Source organism: Bradyrhizobium sp. USDA 4538, assembly GCF_024171045.1.
Lineage (GTDB): Bacteria > Pseudomonadota > Alphaproteobacteria > Rhizobiales > Xanthobacteraceae > Bradyrhizobium > Bradyrhizobium australafricanum.
Map to the genome: position 1 here is coordinate 7,151,503 of NZ_JALJZE010000001.1, position 24,213 is coordinate 7,175,715.

The following is a 24,213-nucleotide window of genomic DNA, read 5'->3' on the forward strand; positions in this document are numbered from 1 at the left end:
CAGCTGCCTAACTGATCTAAAATGACTCTCTTTCTTTTCGTCATGGCCGGGCTTGTCCCGGCCATCCACGTCTTTTCTTACGCGATTGCAGCGAAGACGTGGATGCCCGGCACAAGGCCGGGCATGACGGAGCTACTCTAATGCCGAGCCAGCAGCACCACGACGATCAGGGCCAGGATCGCGCACAGCACCTTCCAGAAGGTCACGGGATCGCGGTCGTGCAGCGATTTGCGGGTGGTGACGGCGGGGCCGGCCCAGGTCGCGCCGTTTTCCAGTTCGTGCGCGAATTCGATGGCATCGCCGAAGCGTTGTGCCGGGTCGACGCTGAGCGCCTTGCCGATCACCGCGTCGAGCCAGGCCGGCAGATCCGGCCGGTAGCGCGACAGCGGCGCGGGCTTGCCGAAGCGCGGCCGCGAGAACGGCTCGATCTCGCCGAACGGATAGTTCGCCGTGAACATGCGGTAGACCGTGACGCCGAGCGCGAACAGGTCGGAGGCCTCGTCGCCGGCCTTGCCGCCGAACAGTTCGGGCGCCATGTAGCTCGCGGTGCCCGGAATGTCCTCGGCGGGAAAATCCTCCAAGAGCGGCACCCGCGCGACGCCGAGATCGACAAGGCGCAACCCGCCGTCCTTCAGCAGGATCACGTTGTCCGGCTTGATGTCGCGATGGATGATGCCGGCGCGGTGCAGCGCGGTGACCGCACGCACCAGCTTGGTTGCGATCGCGATGCCGTCGGTGAGCGACAGCCGCGGCGCGCGACCAAGCCGTTGCTCCAGTGTTTCGCCCTCGTAGAGCGGCATCGCCGAATAGAGCCTGGTCTGCCGCTCCGCCGGCACCTCGATGATCTCGCCGATCCAGAGGCTGCGCACGCGCGCGGCGACCCAGGCCTCGCGCACGAAGGCGAGGCGGTAGGAGCCTTCGCTCGCGACCCGTGGATGGGGAAACTTCAGCACCACGTCGCGGCCGGCGCGCTTGTCGATCGCCTTGAACAGGCGGCTGTAGCGTCCGTCGGACAAGACGTCGCCGAGGCTGAAATCGTCGATCGTATCGCCGGTCACCGGCAAATCGAGGATCGGCAGCGTCGCGATCGCGTGGGTAAGGTCGTCGCGGTCCGCCGGCGGCAGGTCGACGACGTCGAGCACCAGCGCGGTCGTGTTGTCGCTGCTGCCGGCCGCGAGGGCGGCGTCGACGATGCTGCGCGCGGACTCGTCGGGCGGCGTGCGTTCCTCCAGCAATTGCTGGAGACGCAAATCGCCGAGCGCGCCGTGAACCCCGTCGCTGCAGATCAGCAGGCGATCATGTTGCCGGAGCCCGAGGGACGTGTAGTCGAAGCGGGCGAACTCCTCGAAACCGATGGCGCGGCTCAGCATGTGGGCGAGGTCGCCGCGGCCGGCGATATGGTCCTGCGTCAGGCGTTCCAGCCGGCCGTCGCTCAGGCGATAGGCACGGGTGTCGCCGATATGGATCACATGGCATTGCCGCCGTGACAGGATGATCGAGGAGAACGCGCAGGCCATGCCGCTGCGCGCGGCATCGACGCGGCCCTGGCCGTGGATCCAGCTGTTGGCGGCTTCCAGCGCCCGCGCGGCGCGGCGGCGGACACCGAGCGTCTCGGGCAACGAATAATAGGCGTCGATGAAGCTGCGGACCGCAACCTCCGCGGCCTCGCGCCCGCCCTTGTGGCCGCCGACGCCGTCGGCGACCGCGGCGACCACATCGCGATGCAGCGTGCCCGGCTGGCCCAAGCAGGCCGCGACATAGTCCTCATTGGCGGCGCGCTTGCCGGTCTCGCTGGCAAAGCCGACGCGCACCCCCAAGTCCCGTTGCGAACCGTTCGCCACGTCCGGGCCCCGTCATGTTGCGGAGCGGAGTCCTCAGACGCGCGCTCCCGATACCGCGCCCCAGGTGGTGCGCCAGCGAACCTTGACCATGGCAAGTCCGATGAAGCCAAGCAACGCCAGCCCGCCGAAGAACAGGAAGCCGGCGCCGAAGCCGCCGGTCATGCCCTTGGCGGCGCCGAGCGTCTGGGCGAGGAAGAAGCCGCCGACGCCGCCGGCGCAACCGACCAGCCCGGTCATCAGGCCGATCTCGTGACGGAAGCGCAGCGGGATTAGCTGGAACACCGCGCCGTTGCCCATGCCGAGCGCCAGCACGCCGATCGAGAACAGCAGCACCGAGATCCAGGCGATGCGCGGCAGTTCCGTCAACGCCCAGCCGGCCTGCGTCGGCGCCGTCGGGCCCTCCGGCATGAAGGCAATGACGAGATAGGCCGCGACCACGACACCGAACAGGATCGACAGCGAACGGATGCCGCCGATCCGGTCGGCGATCATGCCGCCGACGGGACGGAATCCCGAGCCGAACGCGACGATCAGCGCGACCAGCATGCCGGCCGCGACGCCGGAGACATGATACTGCACGGTGAAATAGAGCGGCAGCGCGTTGGCGAGGCCGACGAAGCCGCCGAAGGTGATGAAGTAGAAGAACATGAACCAGCGGCTGTCGGAATCCTTCAGCAGTGCGCCGTAGGCCTGCAGCGAGACCTTCTTGCGCTCGCCCGGCGCGTCCTTGGCTGCGACCGCGTAATAGGCGAGCACCATCAGCATCGGAATAAGCAGGCAGCCGAACACGGCCTGCCAGCCCCAATGCTCGGCAATGGTCGGCGCGAGCAGCGTGTCGAGCACGACGCCCATATTGCCGGCACCGGCAATCCCCATCACCACGCCCTGATATTGCGGCGGATACCAGCGGCTCGCCTGGGGCAGGGCGACGGCGAACGAGGCGCCGCCGACGCCGAGCGCAAGCCCGAACAGCTCGATCGCGAGCTTGCTGGTCAGCCCGAAGTGCCACACCGCAGCAGTCGCGGCGATCACGACGAGCTGGGCGATGATGCCGGTGCGCTTGGCGCCGATGATGTCGGCGAGAATGCCCATCGGCACGCGCAGCAGCGCGCCGGCCAGCACGGGAATGGCGACCAGGGTGAACTTCTCGTTCACGGCCAGATTCATGTCTCGCGCGATGTAGACGATCAGCGGTCCGAGCGCGACCCACGCCATGAAACTGATGTCGAAGTACAGGAACGCGGCAAGCAGTGTCGGCCAGTGACCTGCCTTCTTGAACTCGGCTAGCTTCATCGCAAGCATCTCGCGTTGATGCGGCGGAGGCAGCCGCGAAAGCGCGGCCATCTCAGGCGCAGACAAATGGAATGTTGGTGAATCGTGAGTGCGCTCGTCGTTGAGACGCACTCCGTCAACAGCTGGGGTCAGCAATTACCGTGCCATCGATCAGGTCGCGTCGCTTTGCCGTGCAGTCGCAAGACGTTGCCGCGCAATCGCGAACAGCGTTCCGCCGCCGCGCGTGGCGTGGCTTGCGGCAAGTGCCGCTGCGCAAACGTGCATGCTGGTGCTTTTTTGTGCGATGCGCCAAGTCCGTGCGATCGCGCATCAAATGCGATTTCGCGATCGCCATCGCGGCCCGCGATGCTGTGATGCACAAGAGATCATCGGCGTGGCTAAAATTTCGGCCGGCTGTCGGCGCGGCGCGCGGACCGGTGGATTTTGATCGGCCGGAAACCTATTGATTTTGCAGCCGGATTCGCCCGCCACGAGTTGGCACGCGTTTTGAATATCAATCAATAACGGAACATTGGTCGTCATCGAAGACGGTCTGCGCCCGCGGCTGGGCTTCCTACAACTCCAAACCTTTATCGGTGCCCATCAACGACGCACGCCGCGTCGCTGCGCAGCGCCGTCGGAATTGAAAGGCAGACCATGCTCGACAAAGTGACCAAGCAGAAGCTCGTGGTGATCGGCAACGGGATGGCCGGCATCCGGACGGTCGAGGCGCTGCTGGAGCGCGCGCCCGATCTCTACGACATCACGGTGTTCGGCTCCGAGCCCTACGGCAATTACAACCGCATCCTGCTGTCGCCGGTGCTCGCCGGCGAGAAGACCGTCGACGACATCATGCTCAACACCGTCGACTGGTACGAGGACAACAACATCACGCTGCGCAAGGGCGAGACGATCACCATGATCGATCGCCGGACCTGCGAAGTCGTCACCGAGGCCGGCGAACGGGTGCCCTATGACCGCCTGCTGATCGCGACGGGCTCAAACCCGATCATGCTGCCGCTGCCGGGCAAGGAACTGCCGGGCGTGATCGGCTTCCGCGACATCTATGACGTCGATCGCATGATCAAGGCCTCGACCGACTATCGCAACGCGGTGGTGATCGGCGGCGGCCTGTTGGGCCTCGAGGCCGCCAACGGGCTGATGAAGCGCGGCATGAACGTCACGGTCGTGCATCTGCTCGACACGCTGATGGAGCGTCAGCTCGATCCGGTGGCCGGCGGTCTCTTGCGCAAGTCGCTGGAAGAGCGCGGCATGGTGTTCAAGATGCCCGCACAAACCCAGGCGATCCTGGGCGAGGATCGCGTCACCGGCGTGCGCTTCGGCGACGGCACCGAGCTGCCGGCCGATCTCGTGGTGATGGCGGTCGGCATCCGCCCGAATTTCGAGCTCGCCAAGAAGGCCGGGCTGTACTGCGAGCGCGGCATCGTCGTCTCAGACACCATGCAGACCTATGACGGCCGCATCTACGCGGTCGGCGAGTGCGTGCAGCACCGCCGCCAGACCTACGGTCTCGTCGCGCCGCTGTTCGACCAGGCCAAGGTCTGCGCCAACCACCTCGCGATGAAGGGGTTTGCCACCTATGACGGCTCGGTCACCTCGACCAAGCTGAAGGTCACCGGCATCGACCTGTTCTCCGCCGGCGACTTCGCGCCGGGGCCGGACAAGGAGGAGATCGTGCTGCAGGACGCCAACCGCGGCGTCTACAAGCGCATCATCCTGAAGGACAAGAAGATCGTCGGCGCCGTGCTCTATGGCGACACCATCGACGGTCCCTGGTACTTCCAGCACCTGCGTGACGGCACCGACGTCTCGCATATGCGCGAGCGCCTGGTGTTCGGCGCCGCCAATCTCGGCGATGGCGGCGTCAGCGGCCAGAGCTCGGTTGCCGCGATGAGCGACGAGACCGAAATCTGCGGCTGCAACGGCGTCTGCAAGGGTGCCATCGTCAAGGCGATCAGCGAGAAGAAGCTGTTCACGCTCGATGATGTCCGCGCTCACACCAAGGCATCGTCGTCCTGCGGGTCCTGCACCGGCCTTGTCGAGCAGGTGCTGGCGTTCACGCTCGGCGGCGACTATTCGGCGGCGCCGAAGGTCAAGCCGCTGTGCAAATGCACCGATCACAGCCACGACGACGTTCGCCGCGTGATCGTCGAGCAGCAGCTCAAGACCATTCCCGCGGTCATGCGCTTCATGGAGTGGAAGACCCTGAACGGCTGCCACTCCTGCCGTCCGGCGTTGAATTACTATCTGCTCGCGACCTGGCCCGGCGAATATCGCGACGATCAGCAGTCGCGCTTCATCAATGAGCGCGTCCACGCCAACATCCAGAAGGACGGCACCTATTCGGTGGTGCCGCGGATGTGGGGCGGCGTCACGACGCCGAGCGAGCTGCGCGCGATCGCCGACGTCGCCGAGAAGTTCAGCATCCCGACGGTAAAGGTCACCGGCGGCCAGCGCATCGACCTGCTCGGCGTCAAGAAGGAGGACCTGCCGGCGGTGTGGGCCGACCTCAACGACGCCGGCATGGTGTCGGGCCATGCCTACGCCAAGGGCCTGCGCACGGTGAAGACCTGCGTCGGCTCCGAATGGTGTCGCTTCGGCACCCAGGATTCCACCGGCCTCGGCGTCAAGCTCGAGAAGTTCATGTGGGGCTCGTGGACGCCGGCCAAGGTCAAGCTCGGCGTCTCCGGCTGCCCGCGCAACTGCGCGGAAGCGACCTGCAAGGACGTCGGCGTGGTCTGCGTCGATTCCGGTTACGAGATCCATTTCGCCGGTGCCGCCGGACTGCACATCAAGGGCACCGAGTTCCTGACCAAGGTCGAGACCGAAGACGAATGCCTCGAGGTGATCGTGGCGCTGACCCAGCTCTACCGCGAGGAGGGCTGGTATCTCGAGCGCATGTACAAATGGTGCGACCGCGTCGGTCTCGAGCAGATCAGGAAGCGGGTGGTCGATGACGTTGCGAACCGCAAGGCGCTGTTCGCTCGCTTTGCCTATTCACAGCAGTTCGCGCAGACCGATCCGTGGGCCGAGCGTGCCAGCCGCGGCGTCGATCGCAACGAGTTCGCGCCTCTCGCCGAATTGGAGCTCGCATGACCCAGTGGATCGAAATCGGCGCATTGACCGACATTCCGCGGCTCGGCTCGCGCGTGGTGCGCACGCCGGGCGGCAACATCGCGGTGTTCCGGACCGAGAGCGACGAGGTGTTCGCGCTCGACGACCGCTGCCCGCACAAGGGCGGGCCGCTGTCGCAGGGCATCGTGCACAACAAGCGCGTGACCTGTCCGCTGCATAACTTCGTCATCGAGCTGGCGAGCGGGCAGGCGGTCGCGCCCGACGAAGGCTGCACGCATACCCACCCGGCCAAGGTCGAGAACGGCGTTGTCTGGCTGTCGGTGCGGCAGGCGGCGGCGGTGAGCTGAGCGGTCAGGCAATGTCCGTCAAGACCACGTGTCCCTATTGCGGTGTCGGCTGTGGCGTCATCGCGTCGAAGGACGCGGCGGGCACCGTCCAGGTCGAGGGCGACAAGCAGCATCCGGCCAATTTCGGCCGGCTCTGCAGCAAGGGTTCGGCGCTCGCCGAGACCATCGATCTCGACGGGCGTCTGCTCGAGCCGATGGTGGACGGCGCGCCGGCGGCGTGGGACGACGCGCTCGATCGCGTCGCCGATGGCTTTAGCAGGATCATTCGTGAGCACGGGCCCGACGCGGTTGCGTTCTATGTTTCCGGCCAGCTCCTGACCGAGGACTATTACGTCATCAACAAGCTCGCCAAGGGCTTCGTCGGCACCGCCAATATCGACACCAATTCGCGGCTGTGCATGGCCTCCAGCGTCGCCGGGCACAAGCGCGCCTTCGGCAGCGACACCGTGCCGGGCTGCTACGAGGATCTCGAGCAGGCGGAGCTTCTGGTGCTGGTGGGCTCCAACGCCGCCTGGTGCCATCCGATCCTGCACCAGCGCATGCTGGCGGCGAAGGAGAAGAATCCGGCCTGCAAGATCGTGGTGATCGATCCGCGCCGCACCGCGACCTGCGAGGGCGCCGATCTGCATCTGCCGCTGCGCTCGGGCAGCGATTCCGTGCTGTTCAACGGCCTGTTCGCCTTCCTCGCCGGCAGCAACGCGGTCGACCGCGGCTTTGTCGGCAATTGCACGACGGGTGTGGTCGACGCGCTGAAGCAGGTCGGCGGCCAGACCGTGGCGCAGACCGCGGCGACCTGCGGCCTGACCGAAGGCGCGGTCGGGCTGTTCTTCGACTGGTTCACGCGCACCGAGCGCGTCGTCACGCTCTATTCGCAAGGCATCAACCAGTCGTCGAGCGGCGTCGACAAGGTCAACGCCATCATCAATTGCCATCTCTTGACTGGACGCATCGGCCGTCCCGGCATGGGGCCGTTCTCGCTGACCGGCCAGCCCAACGCGATGGGCGGCCGCGAGGTCGGCGGGCTCGCCAACCAGCTCGCCGCGCATATGGAGATCGAGAATCCCGCGCATCGCGAGCTGGTGCAGCGGTTCTGGCGTGCGCCAGTGATCGCGGAGAAGGCCGGGCTGAAAGCGGTCGACATGTTCGACGCGATCGCCGACGGCCGCATCAAGGCGGTGTGGATCATCTCGACCAATCCGGTGGTGAGCCTGCCGGATGCCGATCGCGCGCGCGCCGCGCTCGACGCCTGCGAGCTCGTCGTGGTGACGGATTGCATGCGCGACACCGACACCACGCGCCATGCCGACGTGCTGCTGCCGGCGCTGGCGTGGGGCGAGAAGGACGGCACCGTCACCAATTCCGAGCGCCGGATCTCGCGGCAGCGGCCGTTTCTCGCAGCGCCGGGCGAGGCGCGCGCCGACTGGCGCATTATCTGCGACGTCGCCGGTCGCATGGGATATTCGGGCTTCGATTATGCCTCGGTGGCCGAGGTGTTCCGCGAGCACGCCGAACTGTCCGGCTTCGAGAATAGCGGCCGGCGCGATTTCGACATCTCGGCGCTGGCGGCGCTGGACGATACCGCCTATGACGCGCTGGCGCCGGTGCAGTGGCCGGTGACGTCGGACCATCCGGCCGGCACGTCGCGGATGTTCGAGAGCCAGCAATTCTTCACGCCGGACCGCAAGGCGCGCTTCGTGCCGGTGGCGCCGCGCGCGGCGCGCCACGCCACCAGCCGCGACTTTCCGTTGGTGCTCAACACCGGCCGCGTGCGCGATCAGTGGCACACCATGACCCGGACCGGCAAAACCGGCCGGCTGCTGGCGCATGTGTTCGAGCCCTATGCCGAGTTTCACCCCGAGGATGCGCGGCAGGCCGGGCTGCAAAACGAGGGATTGGTGCGGCTGACCAGCAGCTGGGGCGAGATGATCGCGCGCGTCGTGGTCAGCGCCGACCAGCGCCGCGGCTGCGTGTTCGTGCCGATGCACTGGAACGCGGAGTTCGCCGGCGAGGGGCGCGTCAACGCGCTGGTCAATCCGGCGACAGATCCAGTGTCCGGCCAGCCGGAGTCCAAGCACACGCCGGTCAAGGCCGATCGCTATACGCCGAAATGGCACGCCTTCATCCTGAGCCGCGACGCGATCAGGCGTCCGGCAAGCGGCTATTGGGTCTACGGCAAGGCCGGCGATTGCACGCGGCTGGAGCTCGCGCTCGACACTCGCCCGGAGAGCTGGCGCGACTGGGCGAGGGCGCAGCTCGGCCTCGAAGGTGTCGAGATCGAGTGGATCGCCTATCGCGATCCGGCGGCGGGACGCTTCCGCTACGCGGCGGTGCGCGACGGCCGGCTCGAGGGCTGCGTGTTCATCGCGCCCGATCACGCGCTGCCGTCGCGGGCCTGGCTGACCGGGCTGTTCGCCGAGCAGCAATTGTCGGCCAATGCGCGGATGTCGCTGCTCGCGGGACGGCCGTTCGGCGCGGGCGAGGATGTCGGCCCGATCGTCTGCTCCTGTTTCAGCGTCGGACGGCACCAGATCACCGCCGAGATCAAAAAGGGCGCCGACAGCGTCGATGCGATCGGCCGCTGTCTGAAGGCCGGCACCAATTGCGGCGGCTGCAAGCCCGAGATCGGCAAGCTGATCGGCGCCACCGCGCAGCCGCGGCAGGCGATCGCGTCGTAGGTCGCCGCGCCAGGGCCCAGCCGAGAAATGCGCGATTCAAGATTGTTGCGGCGCAAATTGACCGTGAGCCCTATTTCTACGGCCGCAATTTCCTGATGTGATCTTCAATATTGCGAGCCAGTTTGCGGTTACCCCTGCTGAGGCGCGCCGTGCCGATCACCATCATGTCGTGACCAAAGCCATAGAACAGGAAGGACATTACATGCCTTCACGCCGTCATCTTCTGACCGGCGCCGTCGCGACCGGTGTCGCGCTGTCAATGCAACGCGCCACTGTAGCAGTCGCGCAGCAAAAACGAGTGATCGTCGATTCGCAGGTTCACTTGTGGCCGGCAAGCACTCCGGAGAGACCCTGGCTCCCCGGTGCCAAGCCGCAGCTCCCGGAGCCCTTCACCATCGAGCGAGTCATTCCACTGATGGACGAGGCTGGCGTCGATCGCGTTGTCATCGTTCCGCCAGTGTCGCTTGAAGGTGAGCGCATCGATTATGCCCAGGAGGCAGTCAGACGGTACCCGGGCCGCTTCGCCATCATGGCGCGTGTCGCCCTCGACAAGCCCGACCGCGCGGCACGGCTTGCGACTTGGCGCGACCAGCCCGGCGTACTGGGCGTGAGGTTGAACGTCGGCCCCGGCGAAGCGGCGTGGCTGACAGACGGAACCGCGGACTGGTTCTGGCCGGCGGCGGAGAAGGCCCGCCTGCCGGTGATGTTTCTCACTGAGGGGCAGACGTCGCTGTTCGCCCGCATCGCCGAGCGGCACCCGCAACTTACGCTCATCATCGATCACATGGGCGTCGGCGCGGGACTTCGCCCTCGTCCCGGCTCATCGGAAAACAACATGGTGCCGGAGGCTATCGTCCAGGCGGCCGCGCTCGCAAAATATGCGAATGTATCGGTGAAGTTGTCGTCGGTCCCGCTGATTTCGACTGAGCGATATCCATTCCGCGACGTGATCCCGCACATCCACCGCCTGTTCGACGCCTACGGCCCGGAGCGCTGCCACTGGGGGACCGATCTAACCAACTCATTCGCCCGGGCCACTTACCGGCAGCGCGTGACGCAATTCACGGAGGAGCTTCCGTTCCTCAGCGAAAGCGACAAGGACTGGATCATGGGCCGCGCGATCCTGGCGCGGCTTCGCTGGACGTCGTCCTAGCAGCCGCGGCAGATGCTCTTCAGCTTGCTGTTGAGCAGGCGGTCCTCTTCGTCGGAGGCCGCCTTGGTGTAGGGGTCGTTGCCGTGGCGCTTGTCGTCGGCAAAACTGCCGGCGCCAGTGGCGCCGCCCACGTGCATGCCGTGCATCGCGTGCCCGCCGCCATGGCCGTGGCTGCCGCGCGCGTCCACCGGCGGCATCGCGGCCGCAAGCAGCGTCAGCAGCAACCCGACCGTCGTGATCGTCCGCATGTTTTCCTCCTCGTCGCGGCAAAATACCGCTGACGCTGAGGCAAATGGGTGTCGGCCATCTTCACAATTTCGCGTGGCGGCAATCGGGGCGGGGGCCGGCCGGTTCCGGCCAAATACCGCCGGTGCGCCGCACATAGGCCGCCCGGGGATGGCTTCATGCCGACAATGCAGTGCTCGTCACACCAAAATGGTGTATCGGCAGGCTTGAGCGCGCGCGGGCAGCGGCCCGGTGCGACACAATCAAGATATCGCAAGATTTGGAGGAAGGTTCATGTCGGCTCTGCCACTCTCGGGCATCAAGATTCTCGACCTGACGCGGGTGCTCGCGGGCCCGCTGTCGGCCCAGATGCTGGCGGATCTCGGCGCCGAGGTGATCAAGATCGAGCGGCCCGGCGGCGGCGACGATGCCCGCGCCTTCGGCCCGCCCTATCTCACCGATCCCGAAGGCAAGCAGAACAACAACAACTCGTTCTACCTCTGCGCCAACCGCAACAAGAAGTCGGTCACCGTCAACATCGCCAAGCCGGAAGGGCAGGCGATCATCCGCGAGCTCGCCAAGACGGCCGACGTGATGATGGAGAACTACAAGGTCGGCGACCTCAAGCGTTACGGTCTCGACTACGAGACCATCAAGCAGCTCAACCCCGGTATCATCTATTGCTCGGTGACGGGTTTCGGCCAGACCGGACCTTACGCGCCGCGCGCGGGCTATGATGCGATCCTGCAGGCGATGGGCGGCCTGATGAGCGTCACCGGCCATATCGACGGCGAGCCGGGCGAGGGCCCGATGAAGGTCGGCCCCTCGATCGTCGACTACATGACCGGCATGAACACCTCGATCGGCATCCTCTCGGCGCTCTACCATCGCGACGCCAACAACGGGGAAGGGCAGCACATCGACGTCTGCCTGTTCGACACGGTGATCGCATCGCTGTCGCACTGGCTGCAGATCTACCTCGTCAATGGCAAGACCCCGCCGCGCCGCGGCACCTGGGGCAATGGCGGCATGCCGGCCGGCGTGTTCCGCTGCACTGATGGCGAGCTGATGCTGGTGGTCGGCAATGACGGCCAGTTCCAGCGCACCTGCGCCGTGCTCGGCGAGCCCGAGCTCGCGAACGACAAGCGCTTCGTCAAGAACAACGACCGCGTCGTGCACGGCAAGGAGATCATGGCGATCTTCGCCGGGCTGTTCCTGAAGAAGCCGGTCGCCTACTGGCTGGAGAAGCTCGAGGAGGCCGGCGTGCCGTCGGGCCCGATCAACAATTTCGAGCAGGTGTTCAGCGATCCGCACGTGCAATCGCGCGGCATGCGGGTCAAGGTCGACCATCCGTTCGAGCCGAACCTGTCGCTGATCCGGAACGCGCTGACCTTCTCGGGCACGCCGATCACCGAATACCGCGCCCCGCCGCTGTTGGGGGCCGACACCAAGGAGATCCTGGCGACCATCGGCTATGACGACGCCAAGGTCGAGGGACTGAAGGCGCAGGGGATTCTGTAGGCACTGACTTCGAGGCCGCGGGCGGTGGAGTTTCTCCGTCATCCTGAGAGCCTGACTGAAAAATGGGTGAGTGATCTCAGTGGGGTGTGATTCCATCGGATTTGCAAAGATTCGAGGGAGAGCACGATGCCCTGGACCAAGATCACTCGGGAGCAATATCGGCGGGACGATCTGCGTTATGCAAGCGATATGACCGATGCGGAGTGGGCGCTGATCAGACGCCTGTTGCCGCGAGCGAACCGGCGCGGCCGGCCGCGTAAGACGGAGCTGCGTCGTGTGATCGAAGCGATCCTCTATATCGTTTCGACCGGCTGCCAGTGGCGGGCGTTGCCGCAGGAGTTCCCGCCCTATTCGACGGTGCAGGGCTATTTTTATAGATGGCGGGATACAGGCCGGTGGCAGAGGATTGTCAGCGTGCTTGTCCGACGGGCGCGAAAAAAGCTTGGACGGACACCGAAGCCGACGGCAGCCGTGATCGACAGTCAAAGTGCGCCGACCACCCAAGCTGGCGGACCGCGCGGCTACGATGCAGGCAAGCGCATCTACGGCCGCAAGCGGCATATCGTGACGGATACCAATGGCCTCCTCCTCGGGGTTCATGTTCATCCGGCCAACGTTCAGGACTGCCATGGCGCCGTACCGCTGCTGAAGAACGTGCGGATGAACTTCCCCCGGCTGCGCCACGTCTTTGCCGACCGGGTCTACCGCGGAAATCAACTCCTCGACGCGCTCTCAGACTGCGGTCCATGGACTGTCGAGATCGTCGAGCGGCCTCAAGGCGTCAAAGGCTTCCAGCTTCTGCCGAGGCGGTGGGTGGTTGAACGCACATTCGCTTGGTTCGGCAGATGCCGCCGCCTCGCCAAGGACTTCGAGGCGACGGTGGCAACCGAAGCTGCCTGGCTGCTGATTGCACACATCAGGCTCCTGACCCGCAGACTCGCGGCTGCAGCTAAGGTTGGGTGATTTATGAGTCAGACTCTGAGGTGCGAGCTCTTGCGAGCCTCGAAGGATGAACGGCCCCGCTGGTGGCCGTCGACCCTTCGAGACGCGCGCAAGGGCGCGCTCCTCAGGGTGACGGGACCAGGGTCGTCATTCCGCAACAACACTTCGACCAGCATCGAGGCATCATTGACATCCGCCTGCTAGGTTGGCGCCATCGATCCCTCATCGAAGGTGCCAATCATGAAACGGGAAGTGGTCCGCGTCGAACCGATCTCGAGTTGGCTGGAGCGCTGGAAGGCGCCGGCGTCGCCGGTGACCCGGGCCGGCAACATGGTGTTCGTCTCCGGCCTGCCGCCGTTCGATCCCGCGACCGGCGAGTTCGCCGCCGGCGCGTCGATCGAGCTGCAAAGCGAGCTGGTCATGGAGCAGCTCAAGCAATGCCTCGAGGCGGCCGGCGCCACGCTCGACAATGTGATGAAGTGCAACGTGTTCTGCACTTCGGCAAAGCACTTCACAACCTTCAATGCAGTCTATGCAAGGTACTTCCCACACCAGCCGCCGGCGCGGATCTTCGTCTGCATCCCGGAATGGACCGGGCCGTTCGACGTCGAGATCGACTGCATCGCGATGGTGTAAGGGCAGGGCGCCGCAGCGGCGCCCTCGCTTCACAAATCCTGCCGCGTCAGCCGCCCGTGCATCGCGACCGGTCGCGGCGCCGGCTTGCTCGGCACGTCGCCCATCGTCAGCGCCATCACCGAGACCGTGACCACGCGATCGATGATGCCGCGGACGTCGTCGAGATCGCATTTGCCTTCCGACAGCCGCAGCAGGCGTTCCTTCTCGCGGATGGTGTGGTGCGCCATCGCGAGCGCGAAGTGCAGGCCCCAATAGAGCTCGGTGTCGCTGCTGGCCGGCATCGCGCGGCGCATCGCCGCGGCGAACTTGCGCAGGTGATCGACCTCGCGATTCTTGATGCGGCGGATCGGCGGCACGGATTCGATCGAGGCGCGGATCATGAACCGCGCCGCGGTCGAGCCCTCGCGATCCGGCCCGAGGCAGCCGCGCAGGGTGGGGCCGACGAGGGCGCGCATGATGTCCTCGATCGCGGCGCGGCCGCCGCCTTTTTCCTCCGCCGCCCGCAATTCGTTGAGGCGCTCGCGGTTGGTCTGGATGCTGCGGGTGACGAACAGCTCCGCGATCAATTCGTCCTTGGAGCCGAAATGATAGTTCACCGCCGCGAGGTTGACGTTCGCTTCCGCGACGATGTCGCGCAGCGTGACGTCGCCGAAGCCGCGGTCGGCATAGAGCCGCTCGGCGGCGGCGAGAATGGCGGATCGGGTCTGGTCGCTGGCCATGGCTGAGAGCCTCCGGTCATTCCGGGGCGATGCGCAGCATCGAACCCGGAATCTCGCTCCACAATTTCCGGATTCCGGGTTCAGCCCTGCGGGCTGCCCCGGAATGACGAACGCAAGGTTGCATTTCAAACATTTGTATGAAACTATCGTTTGAACGGTCGGAAATGTCAATCCGCGGATCGCGGGGCAGCATTCTGGCACACCGCCGCCGCCCTTTCGCGAACGCCCTTGCGAGCCGCGGAGGCGGGGTCAACAATGTCGGCAAATGGCTACGGCCCAGGTCATCGGCCCAGGTCAGCGGCCCAAGTCTAGGAAACGAGGAGCGTCCCATGGATTTCACGATGTCGCCCAAGCAGAAGGAGTGGCTGGAGCGCGTTCAGGCCTTCATGAAAACGCACGTTCGGCCCGCCGTGCCGATCTACGACAAGCAGGATGCCGAGGGCCCGCGCTGGAAGGTGATCCCGATCCTCGAGGATCTGAAGAAGAAGGCGAAGGCCGAAGGCCTCTGGAATATGTTCATGCCGCCGTCCTCGCATGAGGACGATGAATTCCACGGCGCGGGATTGACCAATCTCGAATACGCGCTGCTGTCGGAAGAGATGGGTCGCATCTCCTGGGCTTCGGAAGTGTTCAACTGCTCCGCTCCCGATACCGGCAACATGGAAGTGTTCATCCGCTACGGCACCAAGGAGCAGAAGCGCAAATGGCTGCGCCCGCTGATGGACGGCGAGATCCGCTCCGCCTTCCTGATGACCGAGCCGGCGGTCGCTTCGTCCGACGCCACCAACATCGAGACCCGGATCGAGAAGGACGGCGATCACTACGTCATCAACGGCCGCAAATGGTGGTCGTCGGGCGTCGGCGATCCTCGTTGCAAGATCGCGATCCTGATGGGCAAGACCGACTTCAACGCCGCCAAGCATCAGCAGCAGTCGCAGATCCTGGTGCCGCTCGATACCCCCGGCATCAAGGTCGAGAAGATGCTGCCGGTGTTCGGCTTCGACGATGCGCCGCACGGCCACGCCCAGGTGCTGCTCGAGAACGTCCGCGTGCCGAAGGAAAACATCCTGCTCGGCGAAGGCCGCGGCTTCGAGATCGCCCAGGGCCGTCTCGGTCCGGGCCGCATCCATCACTGCATGCGCACCATCGGCCAGGCCGAGGAGGCGCTGGAGAAGATGGTGAAGCGGCTCGCCTCGCGCACCGCGTTCGGCAAGAAGATCATCGAGCATTCGGTCTGGGAGCAGCGCATCGGCGATGCCCGCACCGACATCGAGATGAACCGTCTGCTCTGCCTCAAGGCCGCCGACATGATGGACAAGGTCGGCAACAAGACCGCACAGGCCGAGATCGCGATGATCAAGGTCGCAGCTCCCAACATGGCGCTCAAGATCATCGACCAGGCGATCCAGGCCTTTGGCGGCGGCGGCGTCTCCGACGAAGCAGGGCTCGCCCGCGCCTATGCCCACATCCGCACGCTGCGCCTGGCGGACGGTCCGGACGAGGTGCACAATCGCGCCATTGCCAGACTTGAACTTCGGAAGTATGCAAACACGTCGCACTGAGCATGATGCGGAACGCATGGCGTTCGCGCGCACATCGTGCTCAGAATGAAAAAGAGAGATCAGGCTGGCGTGCCAGCCTGATTGATGGAGCGCCCCGACGCGCTCTTTGAAAAATCGAGTTGAGGGAGCGTCATCGTGGCGGACGGCGTCAGGAAAGACGAAGAATTTTCCGGCACAAGGGAAGTCGAGGAGCGCCATCGTATCAACGAGGCTAGTCTCGACGCCTGGATGAGGGAACACGTCGAAGGCTATCAGGGGCCGCTCACGGTCCTGCAGTTCAAGGGTGGCCAGTCCAACCCGACCTACAAGCTCGAGACCCCCGGCCGCAACTACGTGATGCGGCGCAAGCCGTTCGGTAAATTATTGCCGTCGGCGCATGCGGTCGATCGCGAGTTCCGCGTGATCGCGGCGCTCGGCAAGCAGAATTTCCCGGTTGCGAAAGCCTACGCGCTGTGCACCGACGACGCGGTGATCGGCTCGGCCTTCTACATCATGTCGATGGAAGAGGGGCGGGTGTTCTGGGATCCGACGCTGCCGACCCAGGAGCCCGACGCGCGCCGAAAGATCTTCGCCAGCAAGATCGAGACGCTGGCCAAGCTTCATCTGTTCAATCCCGAGGCGATCGGCCTCGGCGATTTCGGCAAGCCCGGCAATTATTTTGCGCGACAGGTCGATCGCTGGACCAAGCAGTACCGCGCCTCCGAAACGCAGCACATTCCCGAATTCGAGAAGCTCGCCGAGTGGCTGCCGAAAACCGTTCCGGAGCAGAAGCGCGTCTCGATCGTGCATGGCGACTATCGCCTCGACAACATGATCTTCCACGCCACCGAGCCGCGGGTGCAGGCGGTGCTCGACTGGGAATTGTCGACGCTCGGCGATCCCATGGCCGACTTCACCTACCTGTTGATGCAGTGGACCATGCCGGGCCTCGTCAATGCCGACCTCAAGGCATTGAACATTCCGAGCCAGGATGAAGCGGCGCAGATCTATTGCGACGTGACCGGCATCCCGGTGCCGGACCTGAACTGGTATTTCTCCTACAACCTGTTCCGCCTTGCCGGCATCACGCAGGGCATCGCGGGCCGGGTTCGCGACGGCACCGCGGCGAATGCCAAGGCCCTCGAGTCGGCCAAGCGCACCGTGCCGCTGTCGCAGGCGTCATGGGAATACGCGCAGAAGGCCGGCGCAACCTGATCCAAGAATGCGGCGCGATCCAACAGGGCTCGCGCCGCTTTTCTTTTTACCTCGCCCCGCTTGCGGCAGGGGTGTCCGGGGAAATTCAGGCATAGCGGAGCTCCATCTGGTCAGGTGAGATGGTTGATTTCCGACGGCTGGGGTTGATGGGCGGAGGTTTGTCGATGGCAGCGAGGGATCGACGCGTGAGCAGGAGCTGGCCGACGAGTTCGGCGAACCTGAGCGGGAGCATTTTGATGCAGTTGGTGTGAGCGGCGATGCGCAGCAGCAGGTAGGCAATCATCGCAGCGAGCACCTGAAGGCGGATCGCGTTGTCGTTGGCGCCGAGGAACTTGCGAATATCGAGATGCTGCTTGATCCAGCGGAACAGCAGCTCGATTTGCCATCGGCTCTTGTAGAGGGCGGCGATCTCGACGGCGCTACGGGCAAGGTCGTTGGTCAGGAGTGTGATCTTGCCGCCTTTCTCGCGTCTGATCTTGATGCGGCGGAGCGGGATTGGAAGGCGCGAATCGCCCTTGCTGGTGAGCTTCACCTCGTCATCGGCAAGGATTTCGAAGCCATCCCCGTTACGCTTGCGGATGGCGCGATGCCTGAGCGAGCGAAGACGGATGCTCGTCTTCGCCCGGGTAACGAAGAAAGCCTTGCTATCATTGATCTTCTGCCACCAGTCGAAACGGCAATAGCCCTTGTCAAACACATAGGTGGTGGCGGGCTGGATTGGGGTCTGTCGGCCGATCTCGATGTCATTGACGTTCGCGGCCGTCATCTCGACGCAGGTCGGGACATCGCTCCTTGGGTCGTAGACGACATGCAGCTTCATGCCGCGGATGCGGCCGTTCCACGTCGCCCAACTGCAGACCTTGCCGAGCGGGATCGGACTGGCGTCGATCAGACGCACCATCTCCATGCCTTCACTCCGCAGCTGGCGACGCGCCATCGCCGACAGCGCCGCAAAGGTTTGCGCGAAAATGCCGATCGGACGGCGGGCATTGGCATCGGACAACGTCGAGCGCGACAGCTTGCCGGTTCCCAAGTGATAGTGATGCTGCGAATTGGCGTTGAAGCCAGTCACCACCCCGCGCAGACTGCTGTTGCCGCTAAGCTGGGCATAGATCAGCGCCACCAGATGATCCCAGCTCCTGAACGACTTGTCGTAGGCATCCCCGTCCAGACGATCCACAACCGTCTGAAACTGCCGTCGATTGATCGGTTCAAGCAGCCTTCCAAAAATGCTACCGCGATATCGCATGCTCGGCCCTCTGTGTCTCGACAACCAGAAAAGACCGATTTGCCTCGGTCCTGCCGAGCATGCACCGCGACACAGTGAATCATTCCCCGGACACCCCTGCGCTTGCGGGGAGAGGTCGGATCGCATGCAGCGAAGCGAAGTGCGATCCGGGTGAGGGGGAGTCTCCGCAACTCGTTTGCCGCCGTCTGTGCGGAGCAAGCCCTTCACTCAACCCACTAAGAGCGAGCTGCGCTCGTCTTGACCCGGCAAGAGCGGCGCGAGGGAGCAGCAGGCCGATCGCGATTCCAAAGGCTCGCGCCGCCGCTGCAAGGTGCGGCATGTTTCCGCATTGTAGCCATCTGTGACTTGAGTTCGCGCTGCCGCTTTGGCAAGTCAGTCCGGTCAACGCCCGCCCTGGTCCTGATCGGACATTTTCATTTTGGCTCTTTCCTCCAATCTTCGCGGCAGCCTGTTCATGGCTGCGGCCATGGCCAGCTTCACGGTCAACGACACCATCACCAAGGCGGTGTCGGCGGAGCTCAACATCGGCGAGATCCTGCTGGTGCGCGGCCTGGTTGCGATGGTGCTGGTCGCGGCGCTCGCCTGGTACCGTGACGCGCTGCGCAGTTTCAGCGTGCTGCTGATCTGGCCGGTCGGGCTGCGCGTCCTTGGCGAGATCGGCGGCACGCTAACCTATCTCTCCGCGATCGCGCAGATCCCGCTCGCCAACGCCTCGGCGATCTTCCAGGCGCTGCCGCTGGTCATCACGCTCGGTGCGGCGCTGGTGTTCGGCGAGCCGGTCGGCTGGCGGCGCTGGCTTGCGATCGCGGCCGGCTTCATCGGGGTGCTTGTCATCGTTCGGCCCGGTGCGGAAGGCTTTAGCCAGGCTGCGCTCTTGGCGCTGGCGTCGGTCGGCTTCTGCGCGGTGCGCGATCTCGCCACCCGCCGTATCCCGAAAGAGCTGCCGACCGTGTTCATCACGCTGCTCACCACCGTGACCGTGACGACGGCGGGTGCTGTCGTCCTTGTCCCGCTCGGCGGCTGGCGGCCGCCGTCCGGCACCGCGCTCGGCCTGCTCATATTGGCCGCGGTCCTGATCCTGATCGGTTATCAGTGCATCATCGTGTCGCTGCGCACAGGCGACATCTCGGCGGTGGCGCCGTTCCGCTATACCGCGCTGCCGTGGGCGATGCTGACGGGCTATCTCGCCTTCGGCCACAAGCCCGACGGTCCGATGCTCGCGGGTGCCGCGATCATCGTGGCCTCCGGCCTCTATGCCTTCTACCGCGAGCGCAAGCGCGACAAGCTCCGTCCCGCCGCAACGGGACCGGGGCTACCGCCGGACGGGTTGTGAGGCGTCCGTGATCCTACGCAATCATTTGCAAATCACTTGGCGCAATGTGCGATCAGCCGTGCGACGAATGCGCCGCACGCCTCGAGCTGCGACATCTCGACGAACTCATCCGGCGTATGCGCCTGTGCGATCGAGCCGGGGCCGATCACAACGGACGGCACGTCCGCCATGCTGACGAACAGGCTGGCCTCGGTGCCGAAGGCGACCTTGGCGTGGTCGTTGCGGCCGGCAAATTGCTTGGCGAGCGTGACGATGGCGGCGTCGGCGGCGGTGTCGAGCGCGGGGTAGTCGAGGATCTCCTCGAATTCGATGCCGCATTCGGGATGTCGCTTGCGCATGTCAGGCTCGATCTCGGCCTTGGCCCAGGCGATGATCGCGTCCGTCACCTCTCTCGACTCGGTGATGCCGATGCCGCGGCACTCGAATTCCACCACGCATTGGTCGGGCACGATGTTCAGCGCGGCGCCGCCATGCACGATGCTGGTGAGCAGGGTCGAGTGCGGGACATCGTAGAGGCTGCCTTGTTCGGCATCCGCGGTCAGCAACGCGGCGCGGCGGCGGATCTCGGTGATCAGGTCAGCGGCATATTCGATGGCGTTGACGCCGTCGGGCGCAATCGAGGAATGGCGGGCAAGCCCGCGGAACGTGGCGCGCACGCCGTGCTTGCCCTTGTGCCCGATGATGACCTGCATCTGGGTCGGCTCGCCGACGAAACAACCGAGCGGCTTGATCGGCTTGCGCGCGACCTCGCGCAGCATCGGACGTACGCCGACGCAACCGATCTCCTCGTCATAGGAGATGGCAAGATTGATCGGCGTCTTCAGATCGGCCGCGAGCATCTCGGGAACCATCGCGAGGCAGACGGCGACAAAGCCCTTCATGTCGGTGGTGCCGCGGCCGTACAGCCGGCCGTCGCGCTCGACGAGCTCGAACGGGTTGTGGCTCCAGTCCTGTCCCACAACTGGCACGACATCGGTATGCCCCGACAGCACCAGCCCGGCCTTGTCCTCAGGGCCGACAGTGACCCACAACGAGGATTTCTGCCCGGTTTCATCGACGATGCGTTGCCCCGCGAGGCCAAGCGAGGCGAGGTAGCGCTCGATGTAGTCGATCAGGGGCAGATTGCTGCGGTCGCTGACGGTGTCGAACGCGACGAGGTCGGCCAATAGCTTGCGGATGCGGTCGGAACGTTGATTTTGCATTGCCTGTTCGTTTGCGAGGGATTGTGCGAGGAATGACGAGTGTGCGAGCGATCCTGCCAGCGAAGTATAACAGCTGGTTGGCCTGCCGAGGCCAAGCAATATTCGGACCGTTGCCGGCGGTTATTGCGGTCCAGGCGTGTGGGATGGGTTGGGTAGAGCGAAGCGAAACCCATCGAATATATCCGCGCGGTGAGATGATGGGTTTCGTGGAGTTTATCATCGGGTCGCGCGTTGCGCGGACCTAGAGCGGAACGAAAGGCAAGACTCGGGCGATTCATGTCGCGAGAATGCGAAACTGTATCCCCATTCTCGGCTGTCATCGCCCGGCTCGGACCGGGCGATCCAGTACGCCGCGGCCTCTCGGCTCAAGCACAGAGGTCTCTGGAATACTGGATCACCCGCATGCGTATGCGCAGGTGATGACACCGCATTGTTTGGCACCTTGAATGCGAACCATCTCCAGCGTCGTCCCGGCGAAGGCCGGGACCCATTACCCCAAATGCCAATGAATGCGCGACGCTGGGGCAACAGCCTTCTTCAACTACTCGACCCTGTGGTTATGGGTCCCGGCCTTCGCCGGGACGACGGTCGTGAATGTGGAGCCATCGGGGCCGCAGCCGGGATAACCACGGAGACTGCCCTCGCTAGATCGGCTTGCCCGTATACGGCATCGATGCGGTGAGGCCGCCGTCGACCGGGATGGCCTGGCCGTTGACGTAGGACGCTTCATCGCTCGCCAAAAACAATCCCATCGCGGCGAGCTCATGCGGTTGGCCGGCGCGCTTCAGCGGATTGAGCTGGCCGATCTTGTCCTGGGTGCCGCGCTCCTTGGCGCGATCGAACACCGGTTTGGTCATGCCGGTCTCGATCAGGCCCGGGCACACCGCATTGATGCGGACGCCGGTGCCGGAGAGCGAGTAGGCGGTGGTCTGCACCAGGCTGATGACGCCGGCCTTGCTCGCGCCGTAGGGATGTCCGCTGGCACCCGACTTCAGGCCCGCGACGGAGGCGGTGCAGACGATCGAGCCGGAACCTTGCTTCGTCATATGCGGAATCGAATGCTTGATCGCGAGGAATGGGCCGATCAGATTGACGCGCAGCACCTCCTGCCAGTGTTCGACGGTCTGGTCGGCGAGTGGGACGAGACCGCCGCTGACGCCGGCATTGGCCCAGATCGCATCGAGCTTGCCGTACTTCGAGACCGCCTTCTCGATGAAGGCCTTCACGTCGCTCTCCGAGCCGGCATCGGCGGTGACGGCCTCGACAGTGCCGCCGGCATCGCGCACCAGCTTGGCGGTCTCGTTGACGCCCTCGGTGCGATCGACCGCGATCAGCTTGGCGCCTTCACTGGTGAACAGCAGCGAGGCGGCGCGGCCGATGCCGCTGCCAGCGCCGGTGATGATGACGGATTTGCCTTCGAGGCGGCCCATGAGTTTCTCCCTGTTCACGTGATTAGTTCGGGTGGTCCTTGGCGCGTCTGCCGCGCGACGGAATTCAAACAAAATTTCAAACGTCCGAAGCACTTGAGACGGTGTGCGGCGTGACGTACAGCGAGACGGGACACTATTGAAGGGCTCATCCGATGTCCAATCCAGACAAGCCTGAGGTGACGGTGACGCGGTGGTGGTGGGTTCGTCACGCGCCGGTGCGCAGCGACGGCGGCAACATCTACGGACAAGAGGATATCGACTGCGACACCGGCGATGTCGAGGTGTTCGAGGCGGTCGCCAAGATGCTGCCGCGCGATGCGGTCTGGTATTCGAGCAATTTGAAGCGCACACACAAGACTGCGGACGCGATCTGGGCTGCCGGGTTTCCAAAGCCTGAAAGCATGACGCAGGAACGCGACTTCGCCGAGCAGCATCTCGGCCAATGGCAGGGTATGAACCGCGCCGCGTTTCTCGCCAGTCGCCCGCCGGGTACGGCCTGGTTCGCCGACGTCAACGATCCCGCGCCCGGCGGCGAGAGCTACATGGATCTCTACACCCGCGTCTGCCGCACCATTGTGCGGATCACCGCCGCGGAAGCGGGCAGGAATATCATCGCCGTCGGCCATGGCGGCGTGATCAAGGCCGCGGTCGGGCTGGCGCTCGGCGGCCAGCCGGACAGGGGGCTGTCGTTCGATATCGATAATGTCTCGGTGACGCGGCTCGATCACATCGCGAGCGCCGGCCTGTCGACCTGGCGCTTGCCGATGGTGAACCAGCAGCCGTGGATTGCCGATCCGCGCCACGCCGCGATGCATCAGCCGTCCGGGCCTGAAGTCAGGCCGGCGAGCAAGCTTGCGTGATCGTCATACCGGGATGGTCCGAAGGACCAGACCGCAGATGCGCAATTGCGCATCGGGGAATCTCGAGATCCCGGGTCGACGCTGGTGCGTCGCCCCGGAATGACGCTAAGACGAACACTTAACATCAGGGAGAGAAACATGACCTTGTTCGACATGAAGGGAAAAGTCGCCGTCATCACCGGCTCGACGCGCGGCATCGGACGCGCGATCGCCGAGCGCATGGCCGAGCACGGCGCCAAGGTCGTGATCTCCTCGCGCAAGGCTGACGTCTGCGAGCAGGTGGCGAAGGAGATCAACGACAGCTACGGCAAGGGCACCGCGGTTGCGATCGCGGCAAACATCTCGTCGAAGGAAAACCTGCAGAACCTGGTTGACGAGAGCAACCGCGCCTTCGGCAAGATCGACGTGCTGGTCTGCAACGCGGCGTCCAATCCTTACTACGGTCCGCTCGCCGGCATCTCCGACGATCAGTTCCGCAAGATCCTCGACAACAACATCGTCGCCAACAACTGGCTGATCTCGATGGTGGTGCCGCAGATGATCGAGCGCAAGGACGGCTCGATCATCATCGTGTCCTCGATCGGCGGCCTGAAGGGCTCGACCATCCTCGGCGCCTACGCGATCTCCAAGGCCGCCGACATGCAGCTCGCGCGCAACCTCGCCTGCGAATACGGCAAGCACAATATCCGCGTGAACTGCATCGCGCCGGGCCTGATCAAGACCGACTTTGCGAAGGCGCTGTGGGACAATCCGGACAATCTGAAGGCCTCGACCGCGCGCTCGCCGCTGCTGCGGATCGGCGTGCCGGACGAGATCGCGGGCGCCGCCGTGATGATGGGCTCGCGGGCCGGCGACTTCATGACCGGCCAGACCATCGTGATCGACGGCGGCGCGACGATCAGCTGAGCATCACTCGTCATTCCGGGGCAGCCCGCAGGGCTGAACCCGGAATCTCG

19 protein-coding genes are annotated in these 24,213 nt (G+C 64.8%); 12 read left to right on the plus strand and 7 right to left on the minus strand.

All coding sequences use genetic code 11. The features are described from left to right. Positions 1-137: 137 nt before the first annotated feature. Entirely contained in the window at positions 138-1,811 is a 1,674-nt protein-coding gene (locus J2R78_RS32655; protein ID WP_253608190.1) for a protein kinase, read from the minus strand. Between the two features lie 63 nt (positions 1,812-1,874). Further along, the gene (locus J2R78_RS32660; protein ID WP_076831717.1) at positions 1,875-3,134 is read right to left on the minus strand and encodes an MFS transporter; all 1,260 of its coding nucleotides are present in this window, start codon (positions 3,132-3,134) and stop codon (positions 1,875-1,877) included. 636 nt (positions 3,135-3,770) lie between these two features. On the opposite strand from J2R78_RS32660, the gene nirB reads away from it, so the two are divergent. From nirB to J2R78_RS32680, 4 genes are all read left to right on the plus strand, one after another. Then, entirely contained in the window at positions 3,771-6,230 is a 2,460-nt protein-coding gene (gene nirB / locus J2R78_RS32665; protein WP_253608191.1) for a nitrite reductase large subunit NirB, read from the plus strand. After that, complete coding sequence (gene nirD / locus J2R78_RS32670) at positions 6,227-6,556, plus strand: nitrite reductase small subunit NirD (protein ID WP_028335429.1); 330 nt, start codon at positions 6,227-6,229, stop codon at positions 6,554-6,556. Before nirB ends, nirD begins: the two co-directional genes overlap by 4 nt. A gap of 11 nt (positions 6,557-6,567) precedes the next feature. After that, on the plus strand, positions 6,568-9,231 hold the full coding sequence (locus J2R78_RS32675) for a nitrate reductase (protein WP_253608192.1): 2,664 nt from the start codon (positions 6,568-6,570) through the stop codon (positions 9,229-9,231). A gap of 97 nt (positions 9,232-9,328) precedes the next feature. Continuing rightward, the gene (locus J2R78_RS32680) at positions 9,329-10,384 is read left to right on the plus strand and encodes an amidohydrolase (protein WP_233442899.1); all 1,056 of its coding nucleotides are present in this window, start codon (positions 9,329-9,331) and stop codon (positions 10,382-10,384) included. Here the strand turns inward: J2R78_RS32680 and J2R78_RS32685 are convergent. Continuing rightward, a complete protein-coding gene (locus J2R78_RS32685) occupies positions 10,381-10,632 on the minus strand; it encodes a hypothetical protein (RefSeq protein ID WP_141339650.1) in 252 nt (83 codons plus the stop codon). The two genes, J2R78_RS32680 and J2R78_RS32685, sit on opposite strands and share 4 nt — an antisense overlap. 271 nt (positions 10,633-10,903) lie before the next feature. On the opposite strand from J2R78_RS32685, the gene J2R78_RS32690 reads away from it, so the two are divergent. The 3 genes from J2R78_RS32690 (at position 10,904) to J2R78_RS32700 (ending at position 13,708) form a co-directional block, all read left to right on the plus strand. Beyond that, a complete protein-coding gene (locus J2R78_RS32690; RefSeq protein WP_253608193.1) occupies positions 10,904-12,130 on the plus strand; it encodes a CaiB/BaiF CoA-transferase family protein in 1,227 nt (408 codons plus the stop codon). A 126-nt stretch (positions 12,131-12,256) separates the two neighbouring features. After that, entirely contained in the window at positions 12,257-13,093 is an 837-nt protein-coding gene (locus tag J2R78_RS32695; RefSeq protein ID WP_253608194.1) for an IS5 family transposase, read from the plus strand. 219 nt (positions 13,094-13,312) lie between these two features. Beyond that, positions 13,313-13,708, plus strand: a complete 396-nt coding sequence (locus J2R78_RS32700) for a RidA family protein (RefSeq protein ID WP_253608195.1) — start codon at positions 13,313-13,315, stop codon at positions 13,706-13,708. Positions 13,709-13,737: 29 nt separating this feature from the next. Here the strand turns inward: J2R78_RS32700 and J2R78_RS32705 are convergent, their stop codons facing one another. After that, a complete protein-coding gene (locus J2R78_RS32705) occupies positions 13,738-14,427 on the minus strand; it encodes a TetR/AcrR family transcriptional regulator (protein WP_057019566.1) in 690 nt (229 codons plus the stop codon). Positions 14,428-14,756: 329 nt separating this feature from the next. Here J2R78_RS32705 and J2R78_RS32710 point away from each other — a divergent pair, with 329 nt between their 5' ends. After that, a complete protein-coding gene (locus J2R78_RS32710) occupies positions 14,757-15,989 on the plus strand; it encodes an acyl-CoA dehydrogenase family protein (protein ID WP_057019565.1) in 1,233 nt (410 codons plus the stop codon). Positions 15,990-16,124: 135 nt separating this feature from the next. Then, the gene (locus J2R78_RS32715; protein WP_092082388.1) at positions 16,125-17,183 is read left to right on the plus strand and encodes a phosphotransferase family protein; all 1,059 of its coding nucleotides are present in this window, start codon (positions 16,125-16,127) and stop codon (positions 17,181-17,183) included. Positions 17,184-17,268: 85 nt separating this feature from the next. Here J2R78_RS32715 and J2R78_RS32720 read toward each other — a convergent pair whose 3' ends face one another. Then, positions 17,269-18,432 carry an IS4 family transposase gene (locus J2R78_RS32720; RefSeq protein WP_057015126.1) on the minus strand — a complete coding sequence of 388 codons (1,164 nt, stop codon included), beginning with the start codon at positions 18,430-18,432 and terminating at the stop codon, positions 17,269-17,271. A 418-nt stretch (positions 18,433-18,850) separates the two neighbouring features. Between J2R78_RS32720 and J2R78_RS32725 the strand changes: the two genes are divergently transcribed. Then, complete coding sequence (locus tag J2R78_RS32725) at positions 18,851-19,765, plus strand: DMT family transporter (RefSeq protein ID WP_092082390.1); 915 nt, start codon at positions 18,851-18,853, stop codon at positions 19,763-19,765. Between the two features lie 32 nt (positions 19,766-19,797). On the opposite strand, the gene argE is transcribed toward J2R78_RS32725, so the two are convergent. Then, positions 19,798-20,967, minus strand: coding sequence for an acetylornithine deacetylase (argE, locus tag J2R78_RS32730; RefSeq protein ID WP_253608197.1), 1,170 nt, complete (start codon positions 20,965-20,967; stop codon positions 19,798-19,800). Positions 20,968-21,611: 644 nt separating this feature from the next. Continuing rightward, positions 21,612-22,397, minus strand: coding sequence for an SDR family NAD(P)-dependent oxidoreductase (locus tag J2R78_RS32735; protein ID WP_253608198.1), 786 nt, complete (start codon positions 22,395-22,397; stop codon positions 21,612-21,614). A 152-nt stretch (positions 22,398-22,549) separates the two neighbouring features. Between J2R78_RS32735 and J2R78_RS32740 the strand changes: the two genes are divergently transcribed. Both J2R78_RS32740 and J2R78_RS32745 read left to right on the plus strand, forming a co-directional pair. Beyond that, complete coding sequence (locus J2R78_RS32740) at positions 22,550-23,257, plus strand: histidine phosphatase family protein (protein ID WP_168857052.1); 708 nt, start codon at positions 22,550-22,552, stop codon at positions 23,255-23,257. Between the two features lie 138 nt (positions 23,258-23,395). Next, positions 23,396-24,163 carry an SDR family NAD(P)-dependent oxidoreductase gene (locus J2R78_RS32745; protein ID WP_026192903.1) on the plus strand — a complete coding sequence of 256 codons (768 nt, stop codon included), beginning with the start codon at positions 23,396-23,398 and terminating at the stop codon, positions 24,161-24,163. Positions 24,164-24,213: the final 50 nt, after the last annotated feature.